We start from the raw sequence: 18,985 nt of genomic DNA, 5'->3' as shown, positions 1-18,985 counted from the left end.
TAGGGAGCAAATTATGTGTGGAATCACAGGCTGGGTTTCGTACGGCCAGGATTTGAGTTTTCAGCGCCATGTCCTGCAAGACATGACCGATACCATGGCCCTGCGCGGCCCCGATGCTGAAGGCCTATGGATCAGCGGCCCCGTTGGCTTTGGCCACCGCCGCCTATCGGTCATCGATCTGGAAGGTGGTCGCCAGCCAATGCTGGCCAAGGACAAGCGCGGGCAGGACGCCGCGGTCATCACCTACAGCGGCGAGGTCTACAACTTCCAGGAACTGCGCACGGAACTCCGTTCCCGAGGTCACAGGTTCCTGACACTCAGCGACACCGAGGTGGTACTGACAGCCTATCTTGAATGGGGCGAAGCCTTTGTCGAACACCTTAACGGAATCTATGCCTTCGCTATCTGGAACATCCATACCCAACAACTGCTGCTGGTTCGTGACCGTGCAGGCGTCAAACCGCTGTTCTACTACCCAACCCGTGACGGGGTGATATTCGGCTCAGAACCCAAGGCACTGCTTGCCAACCCACTGGTGCCACGCAGAGTCAAGGCCGACGGGCTGCGTGAGATCCTGGAAATGGTCAAGACACCAGGGCATGCAGTCTTTGAAGGCATGCGCGAAGTCTTACCCGGTGAATGGGTACGATTGACCCGTGACGGGCTCACCACTCGACGCTACTGGCAATTGGAGGCTCGTGAGCATGAGCATGATCTTGAGCAGACGATAAGCCACACCCGTGACCTACTGGAAGACATCGTCGGCCGCCAGGTCGTAGCCGATGTTCCACTGTGCAGTCTGCTGTCCGGTGGACTCGACTCCTCGATCATTACCGCGCTCGCATCGAAGAAGCTGCTGCAAAGCGGCAAAGGCAACATCCGGTCTTTTTCCCTCGAGTTCCGCGACCACGGCCAGGACTTTGTCGCCAATAACTTCAACCTCACCCCAGATGCCCCTTTTGTCAAAGCACTGGTGGAGCAGATCCACTCCACCCATGAAGAGGTCATTCTCGACAGCGCGCTGATGGCCGATCCGCAACTACATGCCAAGGTCGTCCGCGCACTGGACCTGCCCCCGGCTTTCTGGGGCGACATGTGGCCTTCGCTTTACCGGCTCTTCGAGGAGGTACGCAAGCACTCCACCGTAGCCCTTTCGGGGGAAGCGGCCGACGAGCTGTTTGGCGGATATCGCTGGTTCCACGATCCGCAGGCCATTTCGGAAAACTTCTTCGGCTGGATGACCTCGGCGACAGGTAAGTACTTCGACGGCAAAGCCCTGCTCGCTCCCGATCTGGTCAAGAAACTCGACATACAGACCTTTCTGAAAGACAGCTACGCCCAAGCAATCAGTGAAGTTCCCGCTCTGCCAGGGGAAAGTGCCCTGAACAAGCGTATGCGCCAGGAAACCTATGTACACCTAACGCGCTGCATGCAGATCATGCTGGACCGAAAGGACCGCATGAGCATGGCGGTAGGTCTGGAGGTCCGAGTGCCCTTCTGCGATCACCGCCTTATTGACTATGCCTTCAATATTCCATGGGAAATGAAGGCCTTCGATGGTCGGGAAAAGAGCATTCTGCGCGCTGCCGCAAAGGATCTGCTTCCCGCCTCCATTCTTGACCGCATCAAGAACCCCTATCCCGCGACACAGGACCCTGCCTACGAGAAACAACTGAGGGCTTCCATGAAGCAGATCCTCGACAATCCGCACGCGCCCGCCAAGCCACTGCTGGATACCCAACTGATCCAGCAGGTACTGAGCACGGAAGTCGGTGCATCGTCCCCACGCCAGAACCGGATCGGAATGGAAATGGCCATTGGCCTCAATACCTGGCTGGACGAGTACGACGTCACTTTGGACATTTGATTCCAAAGACAGGATCGCCTTTCCCGGGCATCGATTTGTACCGGGACTCAGCTTCGATTTCCCCTTTCAGGAGAGGGCTCATGGACGACAACCAAGTGTGGGCATTCAAACCCTATACCCGACAGACCATTCGCAACGCACCACAATGGACACGCTTTTCGGCGGACCAGAGAGAAGTCATTGAGGTCGTCTCCCTGGTCATGCCATTTCGAGTCAATAACTACGTGCTCGACGAGTTGATCGACTGGGACAACATTCCCGACGACCCCATCTACCGGCTGACCTTTCCTCACCGCGATATGCTGCGCGAGCATGAATACACGGCACTGCGCGACCTGCTCGAAGCCGGCGCGCCACAAGCGGATATAGACGCACAGGTACACACTATCCGTGAGCGGATGAACCCGCATCCCGCTGGTCAGATGACACATAACGTGCCTCGCCTGAATGGCAAGCCCGTGCCCGGAATCCAGCATAAATACCAGGAAACCGTGCTGTTCTTCCCCAGTGCCGGACAGACCTGCCACGCGTATTGCACCTTCTGCTTCCGCTGGCCGCAGTTCGTCGGCATGGATGACCTGAAGTTCAATGCCCGCAGCTCCGAGACGCTGGTCGAATACCTGAAGCAACACCCCGAAGTCACCGATGTCCTGATCACGGGTGGTGATCCCTTGATCATGAGCGCGCGAGCCTTGAAGGCCTACATAGAGCCATTGCTGGTCGAGGAACTGAGCCATATCCAGAACATTCGCATCGGCACCAAGTCCGTTGCCTACTGGCCACAGCGGTTCATCAGCGACAAGGATTCCCAAGACCTGCTGGGGCTATTCAAAAGTGTCATCGCCTCTGGCCGAAACCTGGCAATCATGGGGCACTACAACCACCCTCGCGAACTGAAACATCCCATTGCCCAGGCGGCGGTACGCAACATCCTGGCCACCGGCGCAACCCTGCGTATTCAGGCTCCGCTGATTCGCCATGTGAACGAGTCTCCCGAGGACTGGGCCGAACTGTGGACCACTGGCGTGCAATTGGGCGCCATCCCCTACTACATGTTCGTTGAACGCGATACCGGCCCCAGTGAGTACTTCAACCTGCCGCTGGCGCGTGCCTATGAAATATTTACCCAAGCCTATCGCACCATCTCAGGCTTGGCGCGAACGGTAAGAGGGCCGTCCATGAGCGCCTTTCCAGGCAAGGTCATGATTGACGGGATCACCGAAATCGCCGGGGAAAAGGTTTTCGTCCTGCAGTTTCTGCAAGCACGCAACCCCCTCTGGGTACGTCGCCCCTTTTTCGCCAGATTCGACCCCAAGGCCACCTGGCTCGATGAGCTGGTGCCGGCCTTTGGCGAAAAGCGCTTTTTCTTCGAACAACAGAATGCCGCCAACGACGCCGTGATACCGGTGGAGTTGATCGATGAAGACGAACTCCTGCTGGAAGGTACGGAATGAATCACTCTTCAGCCAATACAAATACTCCCCGGTATGAAGTCTTCGCATTGCGCTACGCCACCCATGGCGAACGTCGCAGCGCGGAAAACTACCTGGGGGATGACCCGCACGATGACATTTCCATGCCCCTGGATTTCTACGTATGGGTCATCCGGAACGAGCAGCGCACGATACTGGTAGACACCGGGTTCAGCGCTGAAATGGCCTCGCGTCGTAAACGACAGTACCTGCATTCCCCGGTTGAATTGCTGGAACGGCTGGATATCGAGGCCGGAGCGGTGCAGGACATCATCATCACGCACATGCACTACGACCACGCCGGCAACATCGGCGCCTTTGCCAATGCCAGACTGCACCTGCAGGAAGCAGAGATGGCCTATTGCACAGGTCGGTGCATGTGCCAGGCCCCACTGCGAAAGCCCTTCGAGGCACGTGATGTGGCTTCCGCCATCGAACGCCTCTATGCCGGGCGAATGGTGTTCGCCAACGGCGATAAAGACATCGCCCCCGGCATCAGCGTCCACTTGCTGGGCGGCCATACCGCCGGCCTGCAAGTAGTCCGGGTGAACACGGCTCGCGGTTTCATCGTGCTGGCCAGCGATGCTGCGCATTACTGGGACAACCTGCGCTCACGGCGTCCATTCCCGATCGTACTCAACGTAGCCGACATGCTCGAAGGTCACCAGCGCATCGAGGATCTGGCCGAGGGGCCACAGCACATCATCCCGGGTCACGATCCGGCGGTACGCCTGAAGTTCCCGGCCTGGCGCAATGAACCGGACATCGTCGCCCTGCACGAACATCCCGTTTCCATCCCCGCACCTGGTGCGGCGCCCTGGGTAAATGAATGAGCGGGCTCACACCAGCCCGGCACCGAACCTGGAGGTTCGAATGATACAGCCAGTGAAAATAGCGATCATCGGCATGGGGCCAAGAGGCCTGACCGTGCTGGAAAGGATGCTGGAAAATTCCCGAACGTTACCGGCAGGCATGCGATTGCAGGTCGAGATGTTCGACCCCCGCCCTCTCGGCGAGGGGGCCCATGACTCGCAGCAGCCCGATCACTTGTTGATCAATACCGTATCGTCACAGGTGACGATGTTCGCGCCGTCGAGCATCGCGGGAGCAGAGCAGGAGCTTTCCCTCGTAGAGTGGGCACGCCAGGAAGGTTATCGCCGGGTAGGGTCCCTGTATTGCCGGGCGGACGCCAACACGGGCGAGCCCATTACCGATGCGGACCACCTGCCACGCAGCCTGCTGGGCGAATACCTGGCATGGTTCTATAACCACCTTGCCCGGCAAATGCCTTCGAACATAACACTGGTGCCAAGACCCCACAGCGTCATCGACCTGATTCCCAGGGAAGCAGGCTACGAGGTGATCCTGGAGGGAGGAGAAGCCTGCCCGGTGGACTACGCCGTCATTACCACTGGGCATGGCAACCGCCAGCCGACCGATCAGGACCTGGAGTTTTCGGCATTTGCCGAACGACACGTCACGAACAACCGGCACCTGGACTATTTCCCCACTCCCTATCCCGTGCAATGCCTGGATCGTATCTCCCCGCTTGCAACCGTCGCCATCCAGGGCTTCGGCCTGACGGCACACGATGTGATTTCATCCCTGACCCTGGGACGAGGCGGACGCTACATCGAACATGAGGGGCGGCTCAAATACATCGCCTCCGGCGAGGAACCCGGGTTGCTGCTGTTTTCTCGCAACTGCCTGCCATTTGCCGCACGGGGCATCAACCAGAAAGGCTTGACCGGCAAGCATACCGGCCAGTTCTTCACTCCCGCCGCCATGTCGAGCCGACGCGAAGAGGTGCTATCCAATACGGGCAATCCCCAACTGGATTTTCGCCTCGACGTGTTGCCGCTGGTCATCAAGGAAATGGCCTATGCCTATCGAATAGCAGCAACAGGCAAACCGGTTGCGGTCGACGAATTCAACCCGACACCGGAGGAACTGGCAGCGATCAAAGCAATTCTATGGCCGCTAAATGGCCAATCATTCACGAGCCAGGAGGATTTCAGACACTTTTTTGAATCGCTGGTCCGTGAAGATCTCGAGCAAGCCCTCAAGGGCAACATCGGCAGTCCGGTAAAAGCAGCCACTGATGTGCTGCGAGACACCCGTGAAGCCTTGCGCACGGCTATCGAGTACAGCGGCCTGACGCCCTCTTCCCACAAGTATTTCGTGGAGCACTTCAACCCGATAACAAACCGGGTCTCCTTCGGTCCACCCAGACGGCGTATATTCGAATACCTGGCCTTGCGCGAAGCGGGCATGATCGACATCGCTGGAGGTCCCGGGGCACAGGTGATCATGGATCACGAGTGCTCACGCTTCCGGATCGACACCCGTTATCCCGAACATACCGAGCAGCGACATGCCGATGTGCTGGTGATCGCCAGGCTGGACACCTATTCCCCCCTGAGCGACGGCTCCGAACTCACGAAGAACCTCATGGCTCATGGGCTGATTCAGCCCTATCACAACGGCCAGTATCATCCGGGCGGCATCGACATCGATGCCGAACTGCACCCGGTAAATCGACATGGCAAGTCGGAGAAGCGCCTGTGGGCCATCGGCTATCCAGTCGAAGGCGCCCATTTTTATACTCATGCGCTGCCCCGTCCTGCGATAGCCTCGCGTCAAACCCTTGATGCACAGCGTTGTGTCCTGGGGTTATGGGAATCGCTCAGCGAACGTCAGGTACTTGCCATCCAGGCATCGGCCAACGATGACGCCCCCCCTCCTGTCACCCTGCGCTCAGGGAGAAGGCCTTGATCAAGCTGCATGGTTTCCATCGTTCGTCCGCGACCTACCGGGTTCGTATCGCCCTGCATCTCAAGGGGCTTGACTATGTATCCATAGAACATGACCTCGCCCGGGGCGAACATCGTCAGCCTGACTATTTGTGCCTGAACCCCCAAGGGCTGGTCCCCACTCTGGAAACAGACGGACTCGTGCTGACCCAATCGCAGGCAATTATCGAGTATCTGGACGAGGTCTATCCGCATATACCGCTGTTGCCGGCAGATCCTCGAGGCAAGGCAAGGGTCAGAGCGCTGTACCAGCTGATCGCGGCAGATACTCATCATGTCACCAGCATGCGGGTAGGAGCCTACCTACGTACCCGGTTGGGGGCGGATGAACAGCAGGTACGGGAGTGGCAGCACCATTGGCTTCGCGAGAGCTTCACCGCCGCCGAGAGATGGCTGGGCAGCGGTCCGCATGGTCGATTCGCCCACGGCGACCAACCAACACTCGCCGATATTGCCCTGGTTCCACAGGTCCATGCGGCGCGGCGCCTGGAGCTGGGGCTGGCGGCCTGGCCGAACCTGCTCAGAGTTGTCGAAAACAGCCTGGCTGAGCCGGCATTTGCCCGAGCACACCCGGAAAACCAGGCAGGGCAGGACTTCATGGTCTGCGCCTGATCACTTTTGCAACACCTGGCTACACCACGTTTTACCCACAAATATAACCAGCAAGGAGAGTGGAAGATGGGTCTCAATACGTACTTTGATCGCAAGCACCTGGAAGCGCACTATGCGACGACAGAGGACTACAAGCAGCGGTCCGAGTCTTGGGAAACACTGGCCAAACACCCAATCAGCCAGTGGTATGCCGAACAGCTCAAGGAGCTGAAATTCACCGAGGTGCTGGATGCAGGTGCCGGCCTGGGCCGATTCAGCGATGCCGTGGCGCGTTCCAGGAATGTAAATATCACGGCAATCGATATCTCCCCCGAGATGGTGCAAGCGACCCGTGAGCGAGTGGAGGCCCTGCCTGGCAATCATCGCTTCATTCAGTCATCCATTGAAGACGCCCCATTCGAACAGGGTGCCTTTGACCTGATCCTGGCCAACCTTGTCCTGCATCACGTTCCAGACATCAAGGTCGCGTTCGACAAACTCGCCACACTGCTGACCCCAGGTGGCCACATCTCCCTGCTGACAGCCGACTTCGACTGGATGAGCGAACTGAATCGGCTTCAGGACCACGCCCTGGTCAAACTGGGCTTCCCATTTGATGGCCCCGCCCTGATCGGTCCTGGGACCAACAGCTTCTGCGATGCCAACATAATGAGATTCGTCCCGGCATCCCTGAAACTCGTCAAGAAACCCTGGTTCGATGGCACCATGGTCTTCCCGAACGAAGAGGCCGTACTGAATTTCTACACGCGCACCTTGCGCTACAAGAATATTGCCCAGCAGATCGGCGATGATTCTCTCAAGAACACCGCTCGTGAACTGATCAAGAAATACTGTCTGCAAGACGGAGAGTTGAAAGTCTCGAGCAGCGTCTACCAGTACGTCTTCAAGAAGATCTGATAAGTTGGATCGGCGATGGCCACTCCAGACGGTGTGGTCATCGCTTCACGATAGTCATCATGGACATGTCGACAATGGCCGTCAGACGGGCCTCGTCATGCACCACCTTACCGAACACACGCAGCCCCTGGATCATGCACAGCAGAAAGTCGCCCACCGCTTTCTCATCCAGGTTCGAGTTGAACACCCCTTCGGCCTGACCACGAATGACTGCAGCGGTCAGCAAGGTCAGGGTTCGACTCATGAACGATTCGATCCGCGCGCACAGTTGCTTATCTTCCGGCATCATTTCCAAGGTGGTGTTGACGATGAAGCAGCCGTCCAGGCCCTCCAGGGCGGAGGCGGAACGGGTATAGTGCATCAGCGCCGCCCGCAACGAGCGATCAGCCGGCTCGCTGGAGTTGAGCCGAGCAGCCAACTGCGCAATCGAGCCGTCGCTGTAATGTTCGATAGCCGCCAGTAACATCCCGTGCTTGTCGCCGAACGCCCCATATAGGCTGCCACGCATCAATCCCGTTGCCTTGCAGATTTCGTCCAGCGAGGTGCCACGATACCCGCGTGCCCAAAAAACATTGGCAACGACCTCGGAAATGGCACCGACGTCAAACTCTCGAGGGCGTCCGCGCACCGGAGTAGCGGCGTTTTTTTTGGAGGGATCGGTATTAGACATGCAGGCAATAATACATCGACTGAGCCACATGAAGGCAAAAAAATGCCCCGTATCGTATTCGATACAGGGCATCTGTACTCATCCACAATCCGCCGTCAGGCGAAGACTCAGGCCAGCGCCTCGCTCGGCTTGCCCAGCATCCGGTCGATGACCACAGCCAACACCAGCATGACCACCGACGGCACCAGCCAGGCCAGCCCCTGCTCGCTCAACGGCAGGTGGGACAGTTGCGAAGGCAACCAATCGGCCAGACCCGCGCCCTTGAGGGCGTCGATCATGCCGAACAGCAGCGAAACCAGCATCACCGGCCCCACGATACGACCTTGCGAGTGCCAGAACTCCTTGCAGAAGCTCAACGCCACCAGCGCGATGCATGGCGGGTAGATCGCCGTCAGCACCGGAATCGAGAAGGCGATCAGCTTGGTCAGACCGAGGTTCGACACCAGCAGCGAAAACGCCGCCAGGATGATCACCAGGGCCTTGTAGGACAGCGGCAGGACCCGGCTGAAGTACTCGGCGCAGGCGCAGGTCAGGCCAACTGCGGTCACCAGGCACGCCAGAGAGATCAGCACCGCGAGGAAACCGCTGCCCAGCGAGCCGAAGGTATGCTGAACGTAGGCATGCAGCACCGCCGCACCATTGGTGGCGCCAGCCGCCACTTCATGGCTGCCCGACCCCAGGCGGAACAGGCTGACATACACCAGCGCCAGCCCCACACCGGCGATCAGGCCGGCGATCACTGCGTAGCGGGTGATCAGCCGTGGCGACTCGACGCCCCGCGAGCGGATCGCGTTGACGATGACGATACCGAACACCAGCGCCCCGAGCGTATCCATGGTCAGGTAGCCATTGATGAAGCCCTGGGAGAACGGCGCAGCGACGTACTCGGGAGTGGCGCTGCCGATGTCACCGGCCGGCAGGGCGAACGCGGCGATACCGAGGATTGCCAGGGCAATGATCTTCAGCGGAGCGAGGAAGCGTCCGACGGTGTCCAGCAGGCGTCCCGGATACAGCGAGATGAAGAACACCAGCAGGAAGTAGGCCGAGCTGTAGAGGAACAGCGCCAGTGGGCTCTCGCCGGTCAGCGGCGCCAGGCCCACTTCGAAGGACACGGTCGCGGTACGTGGCGTGGCGAACAGCGGGCCGACCGCCAGGTAGCAGACCGCTGCCAGCAGGCCGCCCGCGATCTTGCCGATCGGGCTGCTCAGGTCGTCCATGGCACCGCCGACCTTGGCCAGGGCGACTACGGTGATGACCGGCAGGCCGACCGCGGTGATCAGGAAACCCAGCGCCGCCATCCAGACATTGGGCCCGGACTGCAAACCGACGATAGGCGGAAAGATGATGTTGCCGGCGCCGACGAACAGCGCAAACGTCATAAAGCCAAGTGCCAGGATGTCCTGACCTTTCAACACTTTCATTTAAGGAAATACCACACTGCTGAATCGGAATTTAGAGAGGGATTTCCCGTCAGGTTAGGGAAATGCTGTCGACCCGTATGGGGTTGACCCGTTTAGCGCGCAGCCACCCTTTTGGGGCGCAAACGCAAAATGGCTGCCAGAGTACCGAATCCGCACAAAAAACGCACTGTTTGAGGGCGATTTGTCCGATAAGCGACACTTCGCTGTCGCGATTTCATATGAAACCGCAAGAACTCCCCCCCTCTCCACAGCCCTGCAGGAGCGGGCTTGTCCGCGAATGGCCCTTAAGCCATGCCTGCAAGCTGGAGGACAGAAAGTACAAAGGCCACCCGAAGGTGGCCTTTGCCTGAAGCAGGAAGTCAGCCGAAGCTTACTTCTTGACTTCCCAACCGGTCAGCTCGGCCAGGGCCTTGCCGATGTCGGCCAGCGAACGCACGGTTTTAACGCCTGCGTCTTGCAGAGCAGCGAATTTCTCGTCTGCAGTGCCTTTGCCGCCGGAGATGATTGCACCCGCATGGCCCATGCGCTTGCCCGGAGGAGCAGTCACACCAGCGATGTAGGAAACGACCGGCTTGGTCACGTTGGCCTTGATGTAGGCAGCCGCTTCTTCTTCAGCCGAACCGCCGATCTCGCCGATCATCACGATCGCCTCGGTCTTCGGGTCTTCCTGGAACAGTTTCAGGATGTCGATGAAGTTCGAACCAGGGATCGGGTCACCACCGATACCTACGCAGGTCGACTGGCCGAAACCGGCGTCGGTGGTCTGCTTCACGGCTTCATAGGTCAGAGTACCGGAACGGGAAACGATACCGACCTTGCCTGGCAAGTGGATGTGACCTGGCATGATGCCGATCTTGCACTCGCCCGGAGTGATGACGCCTGGGCAGTTAGGGCCGATCAGGGTAACACCCAGCTCGTCGCACTTGACCTTGGCATCCAGCATGTCCAGGGTAGGAATGCCTTCGGTGATGCAGACGATCAGCTTGATGCCGCCGAAGGCAGCTTCCAGGATCGAGTCCTTGCAGAAAGGTGCTGGAACGTAGATCACGCTGGCGGTGGCGCCAGTGGCAGCTACAGCGTCTTTCACGGTGTTGAACACTGGCAGGCCCAGGTGCTCGGTGCCGCCTTTGCCCGGAGTTACGCCACCGACCATCTGGGTGCCGTATTCGATGGCTTGCTGGGTGTGGAAGCTACCCTGCGAACCGGTGATACCCTGGCAGATAACCTTGGTGTCTTTGTTGATCAGGACGCTCATTATTTGCCCTCCGCAGCTTTGACAACTTGTTGAGCAGCGTCGGTCAGGCTGGTAGCAGCGATGATGTTCAGACCGCTTTCTGCCAGTACTTTGGCGCCCAGTTCAGCGTTGTTGCCTTCAAGGCGCACAACAACCGGGATTTTCACGCCGACTTCTTTCACGGCGCCGATGATGCCTTCGGCGATCATGTCGCAGCGAACGATGCCGCCGAAGATGTTGACCAGTACTGCAGCGACGTTGGTGTCGGACAGGATGATCTTGAACGCTTCGGTTACGCGCTCCTTGGTAGCACCACCGCCCACGTCGAGGAAGTTGGCTGGCTTGCCGCCGTGCAGGTTGACGATGTCCATGGTACCCATGGCCAGGCCGGCACCGTTGACCATGCAGCCGATGTTGCCTTCCAGCGCGACGTAGTTCAGTTCGAACTTGCCAGCGTGGGCTTCGCGCGGATCGTCCTGGGACGGATCGTGGAAGGTCTTCAGCTTAGGCTGACGGTACATGGCGTTGGCGTCGATGTTGATCTTGGCATCGAGGCAGTGCAGGTCGCCGTCGGCCTTGATCACCAGCGGGTTGACTTCCAGCAGGGCCAGGTCGTGGTCCTGGAACAGTTTGGCCAGACCAACGAAGATCTTGGCGAACTGAGCAACCTGCTTGCCTTCCAGACCCAGCTGGAATGCCAGCTCGCGACCCTGGAATGGCTGGGCGCCAACCAGTGGATCGATAGTGGCCTTGAGGATTTTCTCAGGGGTGTCGTGAGCGATTTTCTCGATGTCCACGCCACCTTCGGTGGAAGCCATGAACACGATGCGACGGCTCGAACGGTCAACGACAGCGCCCAGGTACAGCTCTTTAGCGATATCAGTGCACGATTCAACCAGGATCTTGGTGACCGGCTGACCATTGGCGTCAGTCTGATAGGTCACCAGACGCTTGCCCAGCCACTGCTGTGCGAAGGCTTTGGCGTCTTCTTTGCTGCGAACCAGCTTGACGCCGCCCGCTTTACCGCGACCACCGGCGTGGACCTGGGCTTTGACTACCCACTCGGAACCACCGATCTTGTCGCAAGCTTCTGCTGCTTCTTCCGGGGTGTCTACCGCGTAGCCTTTGGATACTGGCAGGCCGTATTCAGCGAACAGCTGCTTACCCTGATACTCGTGAAGATTCATGCTTTTTACCGTCTTCGTTTAGGTACTGCGCGTTCGGTGCTGCTCTGGTGACCAGGGCCGCACCACCTGTGACTGCTGCTTGCATCGTCTTCCGGTTGCCCGGTGCAACGACGCAAGACTGCGTCCAGCGGATGTTCCGCGGTGAGTCTTGCGCACAAGGCTCGCGACGGGCGATCCGCCGTGGTTTCTTATTATGTCCTTAGCGTTTTTTCTTGTTGGCAATGTGAATGGCACCGCCATTCACTGCCAACGCCGCTTCGTGCAACGCTTCGGACAGGGTCGGATGGGAGAAGACCATCATGCCCAGATCTTCGGCGCTGGTACCGAATTCCATACCGATCGCACCTTGCTGAACCAGCTCGGCAGCGCTTGGGCCGATCACGTGGACGCCCAGTACGCGGTCGGTCTTGGCATCGGCGATGACCTTGACGAAACCGCCGGTATCGTTGGCTGCCATGGCACGGCCACTGGCGGCGAACGGGAAGGTGCCGACGTTAACTTCAACGCCTTCAGCTTTCAAGGCCTGTTCGGTTTTACCGACCCATGCGATTTCCGGGTGGGTGTAGATGACCGACGGGATCAGGTCGTAGTTCATCTGGGCCTTGTGGCCCTTGATGCGCTCAACCACCATGATGCCCTCTTCCGAGGCCTTGTGCGCCAGCATCATGCCGCGAACCACGTCACCGATGGCGTAGACGCCCGGTACGCTGGTAGCGCAATGGTCATCAACGAAGATGAAACCGCGCTCGTCGATGGTCACGCCGCTGTCGGCCGCCAGCAGGTCGGTGGTCACCGGACGACGACCAACGGCCACGATCAGCTTGTCGAAAACGATCTTCTGTTCGCCGTTGGCGTCGGTGTAGGTCACTTCGACTTCTTCGCCGTTGACCTTCGAACCGGTGACGCGAGCGCCCAGCTTGATGTCCAGACCCTGTTTGGTCAGGGTTTTCAGGGCTTCCTTGGAAACGGTGGTGTCAGCAGCCACCAGGAAGGTGTCCAGGGCTTCCAGAACGGTCACCTGGGCACCCAGGCGGGACCACACGGAACCCAGTTCCAGACCGATCACGCCAGCACCGATCACGCCCAGACGCTTTGGCACGGCCTGGAACTCCAGGGCACCGGTCGAATCGACGATCACCTTCTGGTCAACCGGAGCAGGCGGGATGTCGATCGGACGCGAGCCTGGAGCCAGGATCACGTTCTCGGCTTCCAGCACCTGGACGACGCCATCGGGACCGGTCACTTCGACTTTCTTGCCAGCCAGCAGCTTGCCGTGGCCCTGGATCGAAGTCACGCCATTGGCCTTGAACAGGGTGGCAACACCGCTGGTCAGGTTCTTGACGATGTTGGCCTTGCGACCGACCATCGCAGGGACGTCGATTTTCACGTCACTGGTGGTGATGCCATGGACGCCGAAGTAGTCCTTGGCTTCGTGGTACTTCCAGGAGCTGTCCAGCAGCGCCTTGGAAGGAATGCAGCCAACGTTCAGGCAAGTACCGCCGAGGGCCAGCTTGCCCTCTTTGTCCTGGTACTTCTCGATGCAGGCAGTCTTGAGGCCAAGTTGCGCAGCCTTGATCGCAGCCACGTAGCCGCCAGGACCCGCACCGATCACTACCACGTCGAATTTCTGAGTCATGTGTCATTCCTTATCGAATCAAACCGGACGGTTCCTTTTGGGAACCGTCGTGGGATGGAGCTGATATTCGCACGCGGGCGGGGCCGATACCTGCGCCCGCGTCGGCTGAAATCAGATATCCAGCAGCAGGCGAGCCGGGTCTTCCAGCAGGTTCTTGATGGTGACCAGGAAGGACACGGCTTCCTTGCCATCGATCAGGCGGTGATCGTAGGACAGTGCCAGGTACATCATCGGCAGGATGACGACCTCACCCTTGACCGCCATCGGGCGCTCATTGATGTTGTGCATGCCCAGGATGGCCGCTTGTGGCGGGTTGACGATCGGCGTCGACAGCAGGGAACCGAATGTACCACCGTTGGTGATGGTGAAGGTACCGCCGGTCATTTCGTCGATGGACAGCTTGCCGTCACGTGCCTTCTTGCCGAAGGTAGCGATGCCATTCTCGATTTCGGCCAGGCTCATCAGCTCGGCGTTACGCAGTACCGGTACCACCAGACCACGGTCGCTGGACACCGCCACACCGATATCGGAGTAGCCGTGGTAGACGATGTCGCCACCGTCGATCGAGGCGTTGACCGCCGGGAAGCGTTTCAGCGCTTCGGTAGCAGCCTTGACGAAGAACGACATGAAGCCCAGGCGCACGCCGTTGTGGGTCTTCTCGAACAGTTCCTTGTACTTCGAACGCAGGTCCATGATTGGCTTCATGTTCACTTCGTTGAAGGTGGTCAGCATCGCCATGTTCGACTGTGCTTCGACCAGGCGCTTGGCCACGGTGGCACGTACGCGAGTCATCGGCACGCGCTTCTCGGTGCGATCGCCGGCGGCGAATACAGGCGCGGTGGCAGCCGGAGCGGCGGCCTTGGCTGGAGCGGCGGCAGGAGCGGCCTTCTTCGCGGCGACAGCAGCCACCACGTCTTCCTTGGTCACGCGACCACCCTTGCCGGTACCGGCAACGGAAGCGATGTTGATGCCGTTCTCTTCAGCCAGCTTGCGGGCAGCCGGTGCAGCGATCGGATCGTCTTCGCCGTCAGCGGCGGCAGGCGCAGCGGCCTGGGCAGCGGCTGGAGCGGCAGCAGCAGGAGCGGCGGCTACACCACCTTCCTGGATGGTGCCCAGTACTTGCGCGGACAGCACGGTGTCGCCTTCGTTGGCGATGATGCTGCCCAGAACGCCGTCGGCCTCAGCCAGGACTTCCAGTACGACCTTGTCGGTTTCGATGTCGACGATCAGGTCGTCGCGCTTGACCGCTTCGCCCGGCTTCTTGTGCCAGGTGGCAACGGTGCCATCGGCAACCGATTCCGGAAATTGGGGGGCTTTGATCTCGATAGCCATTATCTGTGGTTCCTTAAATTCGGTTTCAGGTGCGCGAGGCGTTAAACAGTAAAGGCATCTTGCAGCAGTTTTTCCTGCTGCTCGGCGTGCATCGATGCATAACCACATGCCGGTGCAGCAGACGCGTCACGGCCGGCGTACTCGAGTACGAGCGCCTTGTTGTGCGCGCTGAGAATACGGCGGAAGTGGTGCTGGCTGCTGTACCAGGCGCCCTGGTTCATCGGCTCTTCCTGGCACCAGACCGCATGCTTGAGGTTGGTGTACGGCGCCAGGATTTCGGCCAGATCGTCCTCGGGGAACGGATACAGCTGCTCGATACGCACGATGGCGATATCGTCACGCTCTTCGGCACGGCGTTTCTCCAGCAGGTCGTAGTAGACCTTGCCGCTGCAAAGCACGATGCGCTCGACCTTTTTCGGGTCCAGGGCGTCGACTTCCGGGATAACGGTCTGGAACGAACCTTCCGCCAGATCTTCCAGCGTGGAGATGGCCAGTTTGTGACGCAGCAGCGACTTCGGCGTCAGCACGATCAGCGGCTTGCGCAGCGGACGGATGACCTGACGACGCAGCAGGTGGTAGATCTGGGCCGGGGTGGTCGGCACGCAAACCTGGACGTTGTGCTCGGCACACAGTTGCAGGTAGCGTTCCAGACGGGCCGAGGAGTGCTCCGGACCCTGGCCTTCATAACCGTGCGGCAGCAGCATGGTCAGGCCGCACAGACGGCCCCACTTGTGCTCGCCACTGGTGATGAACTGGTCGATAACCACCTGGGCGCCGTTGGCGAAGTCGCCGAACTGGGCTTCCCAGATCACCAGCGCGTTCGGCGTGGTGGTCGAGTAGCCGTATTCGAAGGCCAGTACCGCCTCTTCCGACAGGAACGAGTCGTACAGGTCGAAACGCGGCTGGTTGTCGTACAGCTTCTGCAGAGGGATGTAGGTAGTCGCATCCTTCTGGTTGTGCAGTACGGCATGACGGTGCGAGAACGTGCCACGGCCGATGTCCTGGCCGGTCATGCGGATCGGGTGACCTTCGAACAGCAGGGTCGCGTACGCCATGGTTTCGGCGTAGCCCCAGTTGATCGGCAGGCCGCCGGCTTGCATCTTCTGGCGGTCTTCGTAGATTTTCGCGACCTGGCGCTGAACCACGAAACCTTCAGGCGTTTCCAGCAGCTTGGCGGACAGTTCCTGCAGGGTCTTGAGGTCGAAGCGGGTGTCGTGACGCGCGGTCCAGGCATGGCCCAGGTATGGACGCCAGTCGACGAACAGTTCCTTGTTCGGCTCCTTGACCAGGCTCTTGACCACGTGCAGGCCGTTGTCCAGCGCGTTGCGGTACTCGTCGACCTTGGCCTGGACGCGTGCGTCATCCAGCACCTTGGCCTGGACCAGGCGCTCGGCGTACAGCTCGCGGGTGGTGCGCTGCTTGGTGATCTGCTGGTACATCAGCGGCTGGGTGCCACTTGGCTCGTCGGCCTCGTTGTGGCCGCGACGGCGGTAGCAGACCAGGTCGATCACCACATCGCGCTTGTACTGCATGCGATAGTCGACAGCCAGCTGGGTCACGAACAGCACGGCTTCCGGATCGTCACCATTCACATGGAGGATCGGCGCCTGGATCATCTTCGCGACGTCGGTGGCGTACTCGGTGGAACGCGAGTCCAGCGGGTTGCTGATGGTGAAACCGACCTGGTTGTTGATCACGATGTGGATCGTGCCGCCGGTCTTGAAGCCGCGGGTCTGCGACATCTGGAAGGTTTCCATGACCACGCCCTGACCGGCGAACGCCGCGTCACCGTGGATGGAAATCGGCAGTACCTTGTCACCGCTGGCGTCGTTGCGACGGTCCTGACGGGCGCGAACCGACCCTTCGACCACCGGGGAAACGATTTCCAGGTGGGACGGGTTGAACGCCATGGCCAGGTGGACTTCGCCGCCGGTGGTCATCACGTTGGAGGAGAAGCCCTGGTGGTACTTCACGTCACCGGAGCCCAGCTCGACCTTCTTCTTGCCTTCGAACTCGTCGAACAGCTCGCGCGGGTTCTTGCCGAAGGTGTTGACCAGTACGTTCAGACGGCCACGGTGAGCCATGCCGATGACGATTTCCTTGGCGCCGTAGGAACCGGAACGCTGGATCATCTCGTCCAGCATCGGGATCAGGCTTTCGCCACCTTCCAGACCGAAACGCTTGGTGCCCGGGTATTTGGTGCCCAGGTATTTCTCCAGACCCTCAGCCGCGGTGACGCGCTCGAGCAGGTGGCTCTTGACGTCGGGGGAGATGGTTGGACGGCCACGAACGCTTTCCAGACGCTGCTGGAACCACTGGCGCTGCTCGGAGTCGACGATGTGCGTGAACTCGGCGCCGATGGTGCGGCAATATGTCTGCTGCAAAGCTTCGTGAATTTCGCGTAGGCTCGCTTCCTCTTTGCCGATGAACAGGTCGCCGGCACGGAAGGTCGTATCAAGATCGGCATTGGTCAAGCCGTAATGATTGATCGACAGGTCAGCAGGTGCAGGACGCTGCCAGAGTCCCAGCGGATCGAGCTGGGACGCCTGGTGGCCACGCATCCGGAATGCCTGGATCAATCGCAGCACTTCAACCTGCTTCTTCTCGTGCTCACTGCTCACGCTGCCGGCGGAAACCGGTTGAGCGCGGCGCTGGTTCTTCGCCAGCAGCACGAAATGATCGCGGATTGTCGAGTGCGATACATCAGTGGCAGAGTTGCCGTCGGAAGGCAACGTCTGAAATTTGGTGCGCCATTCTTCTGGCACAGCGTTAGGGTCGTGCAGGTAGAGCTCATAAAGCTCTTCCACATAGGCTGCGTTACCACCTGAAAGATAGCCGCTTTCCCACATGCGCTGCATCACGCTTTCTTGCATGCTTGGTCACCCTCGGTTAGGGGACACCACCGGCGAATACACCAAGCAAGCTTGAAGCAGTCGGAATACAGCGACCAAAACAAGCCACTCAGAATCACGCTGATAGTCCGGGTACCAGCCCGGATGCCCCTGCTGGTCTTCATTTCTTCAAAATAAGAGCAACAGCCTTGTAAGCCGTTGCTCTGGTTAAACTGCGGCGCCGGTTCAAGCCTGCGCCACAGCCTCTACGGGTGTTGCGGTCCTACGGTTACAACAGCTGAGTCACACGCCGCTTTGCAGCAGCATGTTACGGATGTGACCAATGGCCTTAGTCGGGTTCAGGCCCTTGGGACATACGTTGACGCAGTTCATGATGCCGCGGCAGCGGAATACGCTGAACGGATCATCGAGCGAAGCCAGACGCTCGGAAGTCTTGGTGTCGCGGCTGTCTGCCAGGAAGCGGTAGGCTTGCAGCAGGGCGGCCGGGCCCAGGAACTTGTCCGGGTTCCACCAGAAGGATGGGCAGGAGGTCGAGCAGCAGGCGCACAGGATGCACTCGTACAGACCGTCCAGCTTGTCACGCTCTTCCGGCGACTGCAGACGCTCGATGGCCGGAGCCGGCGTATCGTTCTGCAGGAATGGCTTCACCTTCTCGTATTGCTTGTAGAAGATGCTCATATCGACCACCAGGTCACGGATAACCGGCAAACCTGGCAGTGGACGAATGACCAGCTTGTTACCCTTCACCACGGAAGACAGCGGCGTGATGCACGCCAGGCCGTTCTTGCCGTTGATGTTCATGCCATCGGAACCGCAAACGCCTTCACGGCAGGAACGACGGTAGGAGAAGCCCTCGTCCTGTTCCTTGATCAGCGCCAGCACGTCCAGCACCATCAGGTCCTTGCCACCGGTATCGACCTGGAATACCTGGGTTTTCGGAGCCGAGTCGGTGTCAGGGTTGTAACGATAAACTTCGACTTGCAACATGGCGG

The 18,985-nt window shown here is 59.5% G+C and carries 14 protein-coding genes; 6 read left to right on the top strand and 8 right to left on the bottom strand.

Features of this window, described 5'->3' with window-relative positions; translation table 11 throughout:
- The first annotated feature begins 13 nt into the window (after nt 1-13).
- The 6 genes from asnB to ACM62G_RS19700 all read left to right on the top strand — a co-directional run bounded on the left by asnB (nt 14) and on the right by ACM62G_RS19700 (nt 7,661).
- Complete coding sequence (gene asnB, locus ACM62G_RS19725; RefSeq protein WP_273825097.1) at nt 14-1,867, top strand: asparagine synthase (glutamine-hydrolyzing); 1,854 nt, start codon at nt 14-16, stop codon at nt 1,865-1,867.
- 80 nt (nt 1,868-1,947) lie between these two features.
- Entirely contained in the window at nt 1,948-3,321 is a 1,374-nt protein-coding gene (locus tag ACM62G_RS19720) for a KamA family radical SAM protein (protein ID WP_419735374.1), read from the top strand.
- A complete protein-coding gene (locus tag ACM62G_RS19715) occupies nt 3,318-4,172 on the top strand; it encodes an N-acyl homoserine lactonase family protein (RefSeq protein ID WP_273825094.1) in 855 nt (284 codons plus the stop codon). Before ACM62G_RS19720 ends, ACM62G_RS19715 begins: the two co-directional genes overlap by 4 nt.
- A gap of 40 nt (nt 4,173-4,212) precedes the next feature.
- Nucleotides 4,213-6,114, top strand: coding sequence for an FAD/NAD(P)-binding protein (locus tag ACM62G_RS19710; protein WP_419735373.1), 1,902 nt, complete (start codon nt 4,213-4,215; stop codon nt 6,112-6,114).
- Complete coding sequence (gene maiA, locus ACM62G_RS19705) at nt 6,111-6,764, top strand: maleylacetoacetate isomerase (RefSeq protein WP_419735372.1); 654 nt, start codon at nt 6,111-6,113, stop codon at nt 6,762-6,764. The genes ACM62G_RS19710 and maiA overlap by 4 nt, the downstream gene beginning before the upstream one ends.
- Nucleotides 6,765-6,830: 66 nt before the next feature.
- Complete coding sequence (locus ACM62G_RS19700; protein ID WP_273825088.1) at nt 6,831-7,661, top strand: class I SAM-dependent methyltransferase; 831 nt, start codon at nt 6,831-6,833, stop codon at nt 7,659-7,661.
- A gap of 37 nt (nt 7,662-7,698) precedes the next feature.
- Here ACM62G_RS19700 and ACM62G_RS19695 read toward each other — a convergent pair whose 3' ends face one another.
- The 8 genes from ACM62G_RS19695 to ACM62G_RS19660 form a co-directional block, all read right to left on the bottom strand.
- Nucleotides 7,699-8,403 (bottom strand): TetR/AcrR family transcriptional regulator, encoded by a 705-nt coding sequence (locus ACM62G_RS19695; protein ID WP_273825085.1) that lies wholly within the window; start codon nt 8,401-8,403, stop codon nt 7,699-7,701.
- 35 nt (nt 8,404-8,438) lie between these two features.
- A complete protein-coding gene (gene brnQ / locus ACM62G_RS19690; RefSeq protein ID WP_419735371.1) occupies nt 8,439-9,752 on the bottom strand; it encodes a branched-chain amino acid transport system II carrier protein in 1,314 nt (437 codons plus the stop codon).
- Nucleotides 9,753-10,122: 370 nt separating this feature from the next.
- Nucleotides 10,123-11,007 carry a succinate--CoA ligase subunit alpha gene (sucD, locus tag ACM62G_RS19685; RefSeq protein ID WP_017902724.1) on the bottom strand — a complete coding sequence of 295 codons (885 nt, stop codon included), beginning with the start codon at nt 11,005-11,007 and terminating at the stop codon, nt 10,123-10,125.
- Nucleotides 11,007-12,173, bottom strand: coding sequence for an ADP-forming succinate--CoA ligase subunit beta (gene sucC / locus ACM62G_RS19680; RefSeq protein ID WP_010449065.1), 1,167 nt, complete (start codon nt 12,171-12,173; stop codon nt 11,007-11,009). Before sucC ends, sucD begins: the two co-directional genes overlap by 1 nt.
- 199 nt (nt 12,174-12,372) lie before the next feature.
- Nucleotides 12,373-13,809, bottom strand: a complete 1,437-nt coding sequence (gene lpdA, locus ACM62G_RS19675) for a dihydrolipoyl dehydrogenase (RefSeq protein ID WP_419735370.1) — start codon at nt 13,807-13,809, stop codon at nt 12,373-12,375.
- 111 nt (nt 13,810-13,920) lie between these two features.
- Nucleotides 13,921-15,141: a 2-oxoglutarate dehydrogenase complex dihydrolipoyllysine-residue succinyltransferase gene (gene odhB / locus ACM62G_RS19670; RefSeq protein ID WP_419735369.1), complete on the bottom strand. Its 1,221-nt coding sequence runs from the start codon at nt 15,139-15,141 to the stop codon at nt 13,921-13,923.
- 41 nt (nt 15,142-15,182) lie between these two features.
- Entirely contained in the window at nt 15,183-18,014 is a 2,832-nt protein-coding gene (locus tag ACM62G_RS19665; RefSeq protein ID WP_054057168.1) for a 2-oxoglutarate dehydrogenase E1 component, read from the bottom strand.
- A gap of 261 nt (nt 18,015-18,275) precedes the next feature.
- Nucleotides 18,276-18,980 (bottom strand): succinate dehydrogenase iron-sulfur subunit, encoded by a 705-nt coding sequence (locus ACM62G_RS19660; protein ID WP_017902728.1) that lies wholly within the window; start codon nt 18,978-18,980, stop codon nt 18,276-18,278.
- Nucleotides 18,981-18,985: the final 5 nt, after the last annotated feature.

The organism is Pseudomonas sp. COR18 (genome assembly GCF_048568395.1).
Lineage (GTDB): Bacteria > Pseudomonadota > Gammaproteobacteria > Pseudomonadales > Pseudomonadaceae > Aquipseudomonas > Aquipseudomonas fuscovaginae_B.
This window is presented reverse-complemented; position numbering and strand designations above follow the sequence as displayed.

Coding starts and splice junctions, on each gene's coding strand:
- asnB (WP_273825097.1), top strand. CDS start 14: ATGTGTGGAATCACAGGCTGGGTTTCGTACGGCCAGGATTTGAGTTTT.
- ACM62G_RS19720 (WP_419735374.1), top strand. CDS start 1,948: ATGGACGACAACCAAGTGTGGGCATTCAAACCCTATACCCGACAGACC.
- ACM62G_RS19715 (WP_273825094.1), top strand. CDS start 3,318: ATGAATCACTCTTCAGCCAATACAAATACTCCCCGGTATGAAGTCTTC.
- ACM62G_RS19710 (WP_419735373.1), top strand. CDS start 4,213: ATGATACAGCCAGTGAAAATAGCGATCATCGGCATGGGGCCAAGAGGC.
- ACM62G_RS19700 (WP_273825088.1), top strand. CDS start 6,831: ATGGGTCTCAATACGTACTTTGATCGCAAGCACCTGGAAGCGCACTAT.
- ACM62G_RS19695 (WP_273825085.1), bottom strand. CDS start 8,403: ATGCCCTGTATCGAATACGATACGGGGCATTTTTTTGCCTTCATGTGG.
- brnQ (WP_419735371.1), bottom strand. CDS start 9,752: ATGAAAGTGTTGAAAGGTCAGGACATCCTGGCACTTGGCTTTATGACG.
- sucD (WP_017902724.1), bottom strand. CDS start 11,007: ATGAGCGTCCTGATCAACAAAGACACCAAGGTTATCTGCCAGGGTATC.
- sucC (WP_010449065.1), bottom strand. CDS start 12,173: ATGAATCTTCACGAGTATCAGGGTAAGCAGCTGTTCGCTGAATACGGC.
- lpdA (WP_419735370.1), bottom strand. CDS start 13,809: ATGACTCAGAAATTCGACGTGGTAGTGATCGGTGCGGGTCCTGGCGGC.
- odhB (WP_419735369.1), bottom strand. CDS start 15,141: ATGGCTATCGAGATCAAAGCCCCCCAATTTCCGGAATCGGTTGCCGAT.
- ACM62G_RS19665 (WP_054057168.1), bottom strand. CDS start 18,014: ATGCAAGAAAGCGTGATGCAGCGCATGTGGGAAAGCGGCTATCTTTCA.
- ACM62G_RS19660 (WP_017902728.1), bottom strand. CDS start 18,980: ATGTTGCAAGTCGAAGTTTATCGTTACAACCCTGACACCGACTCGGCT.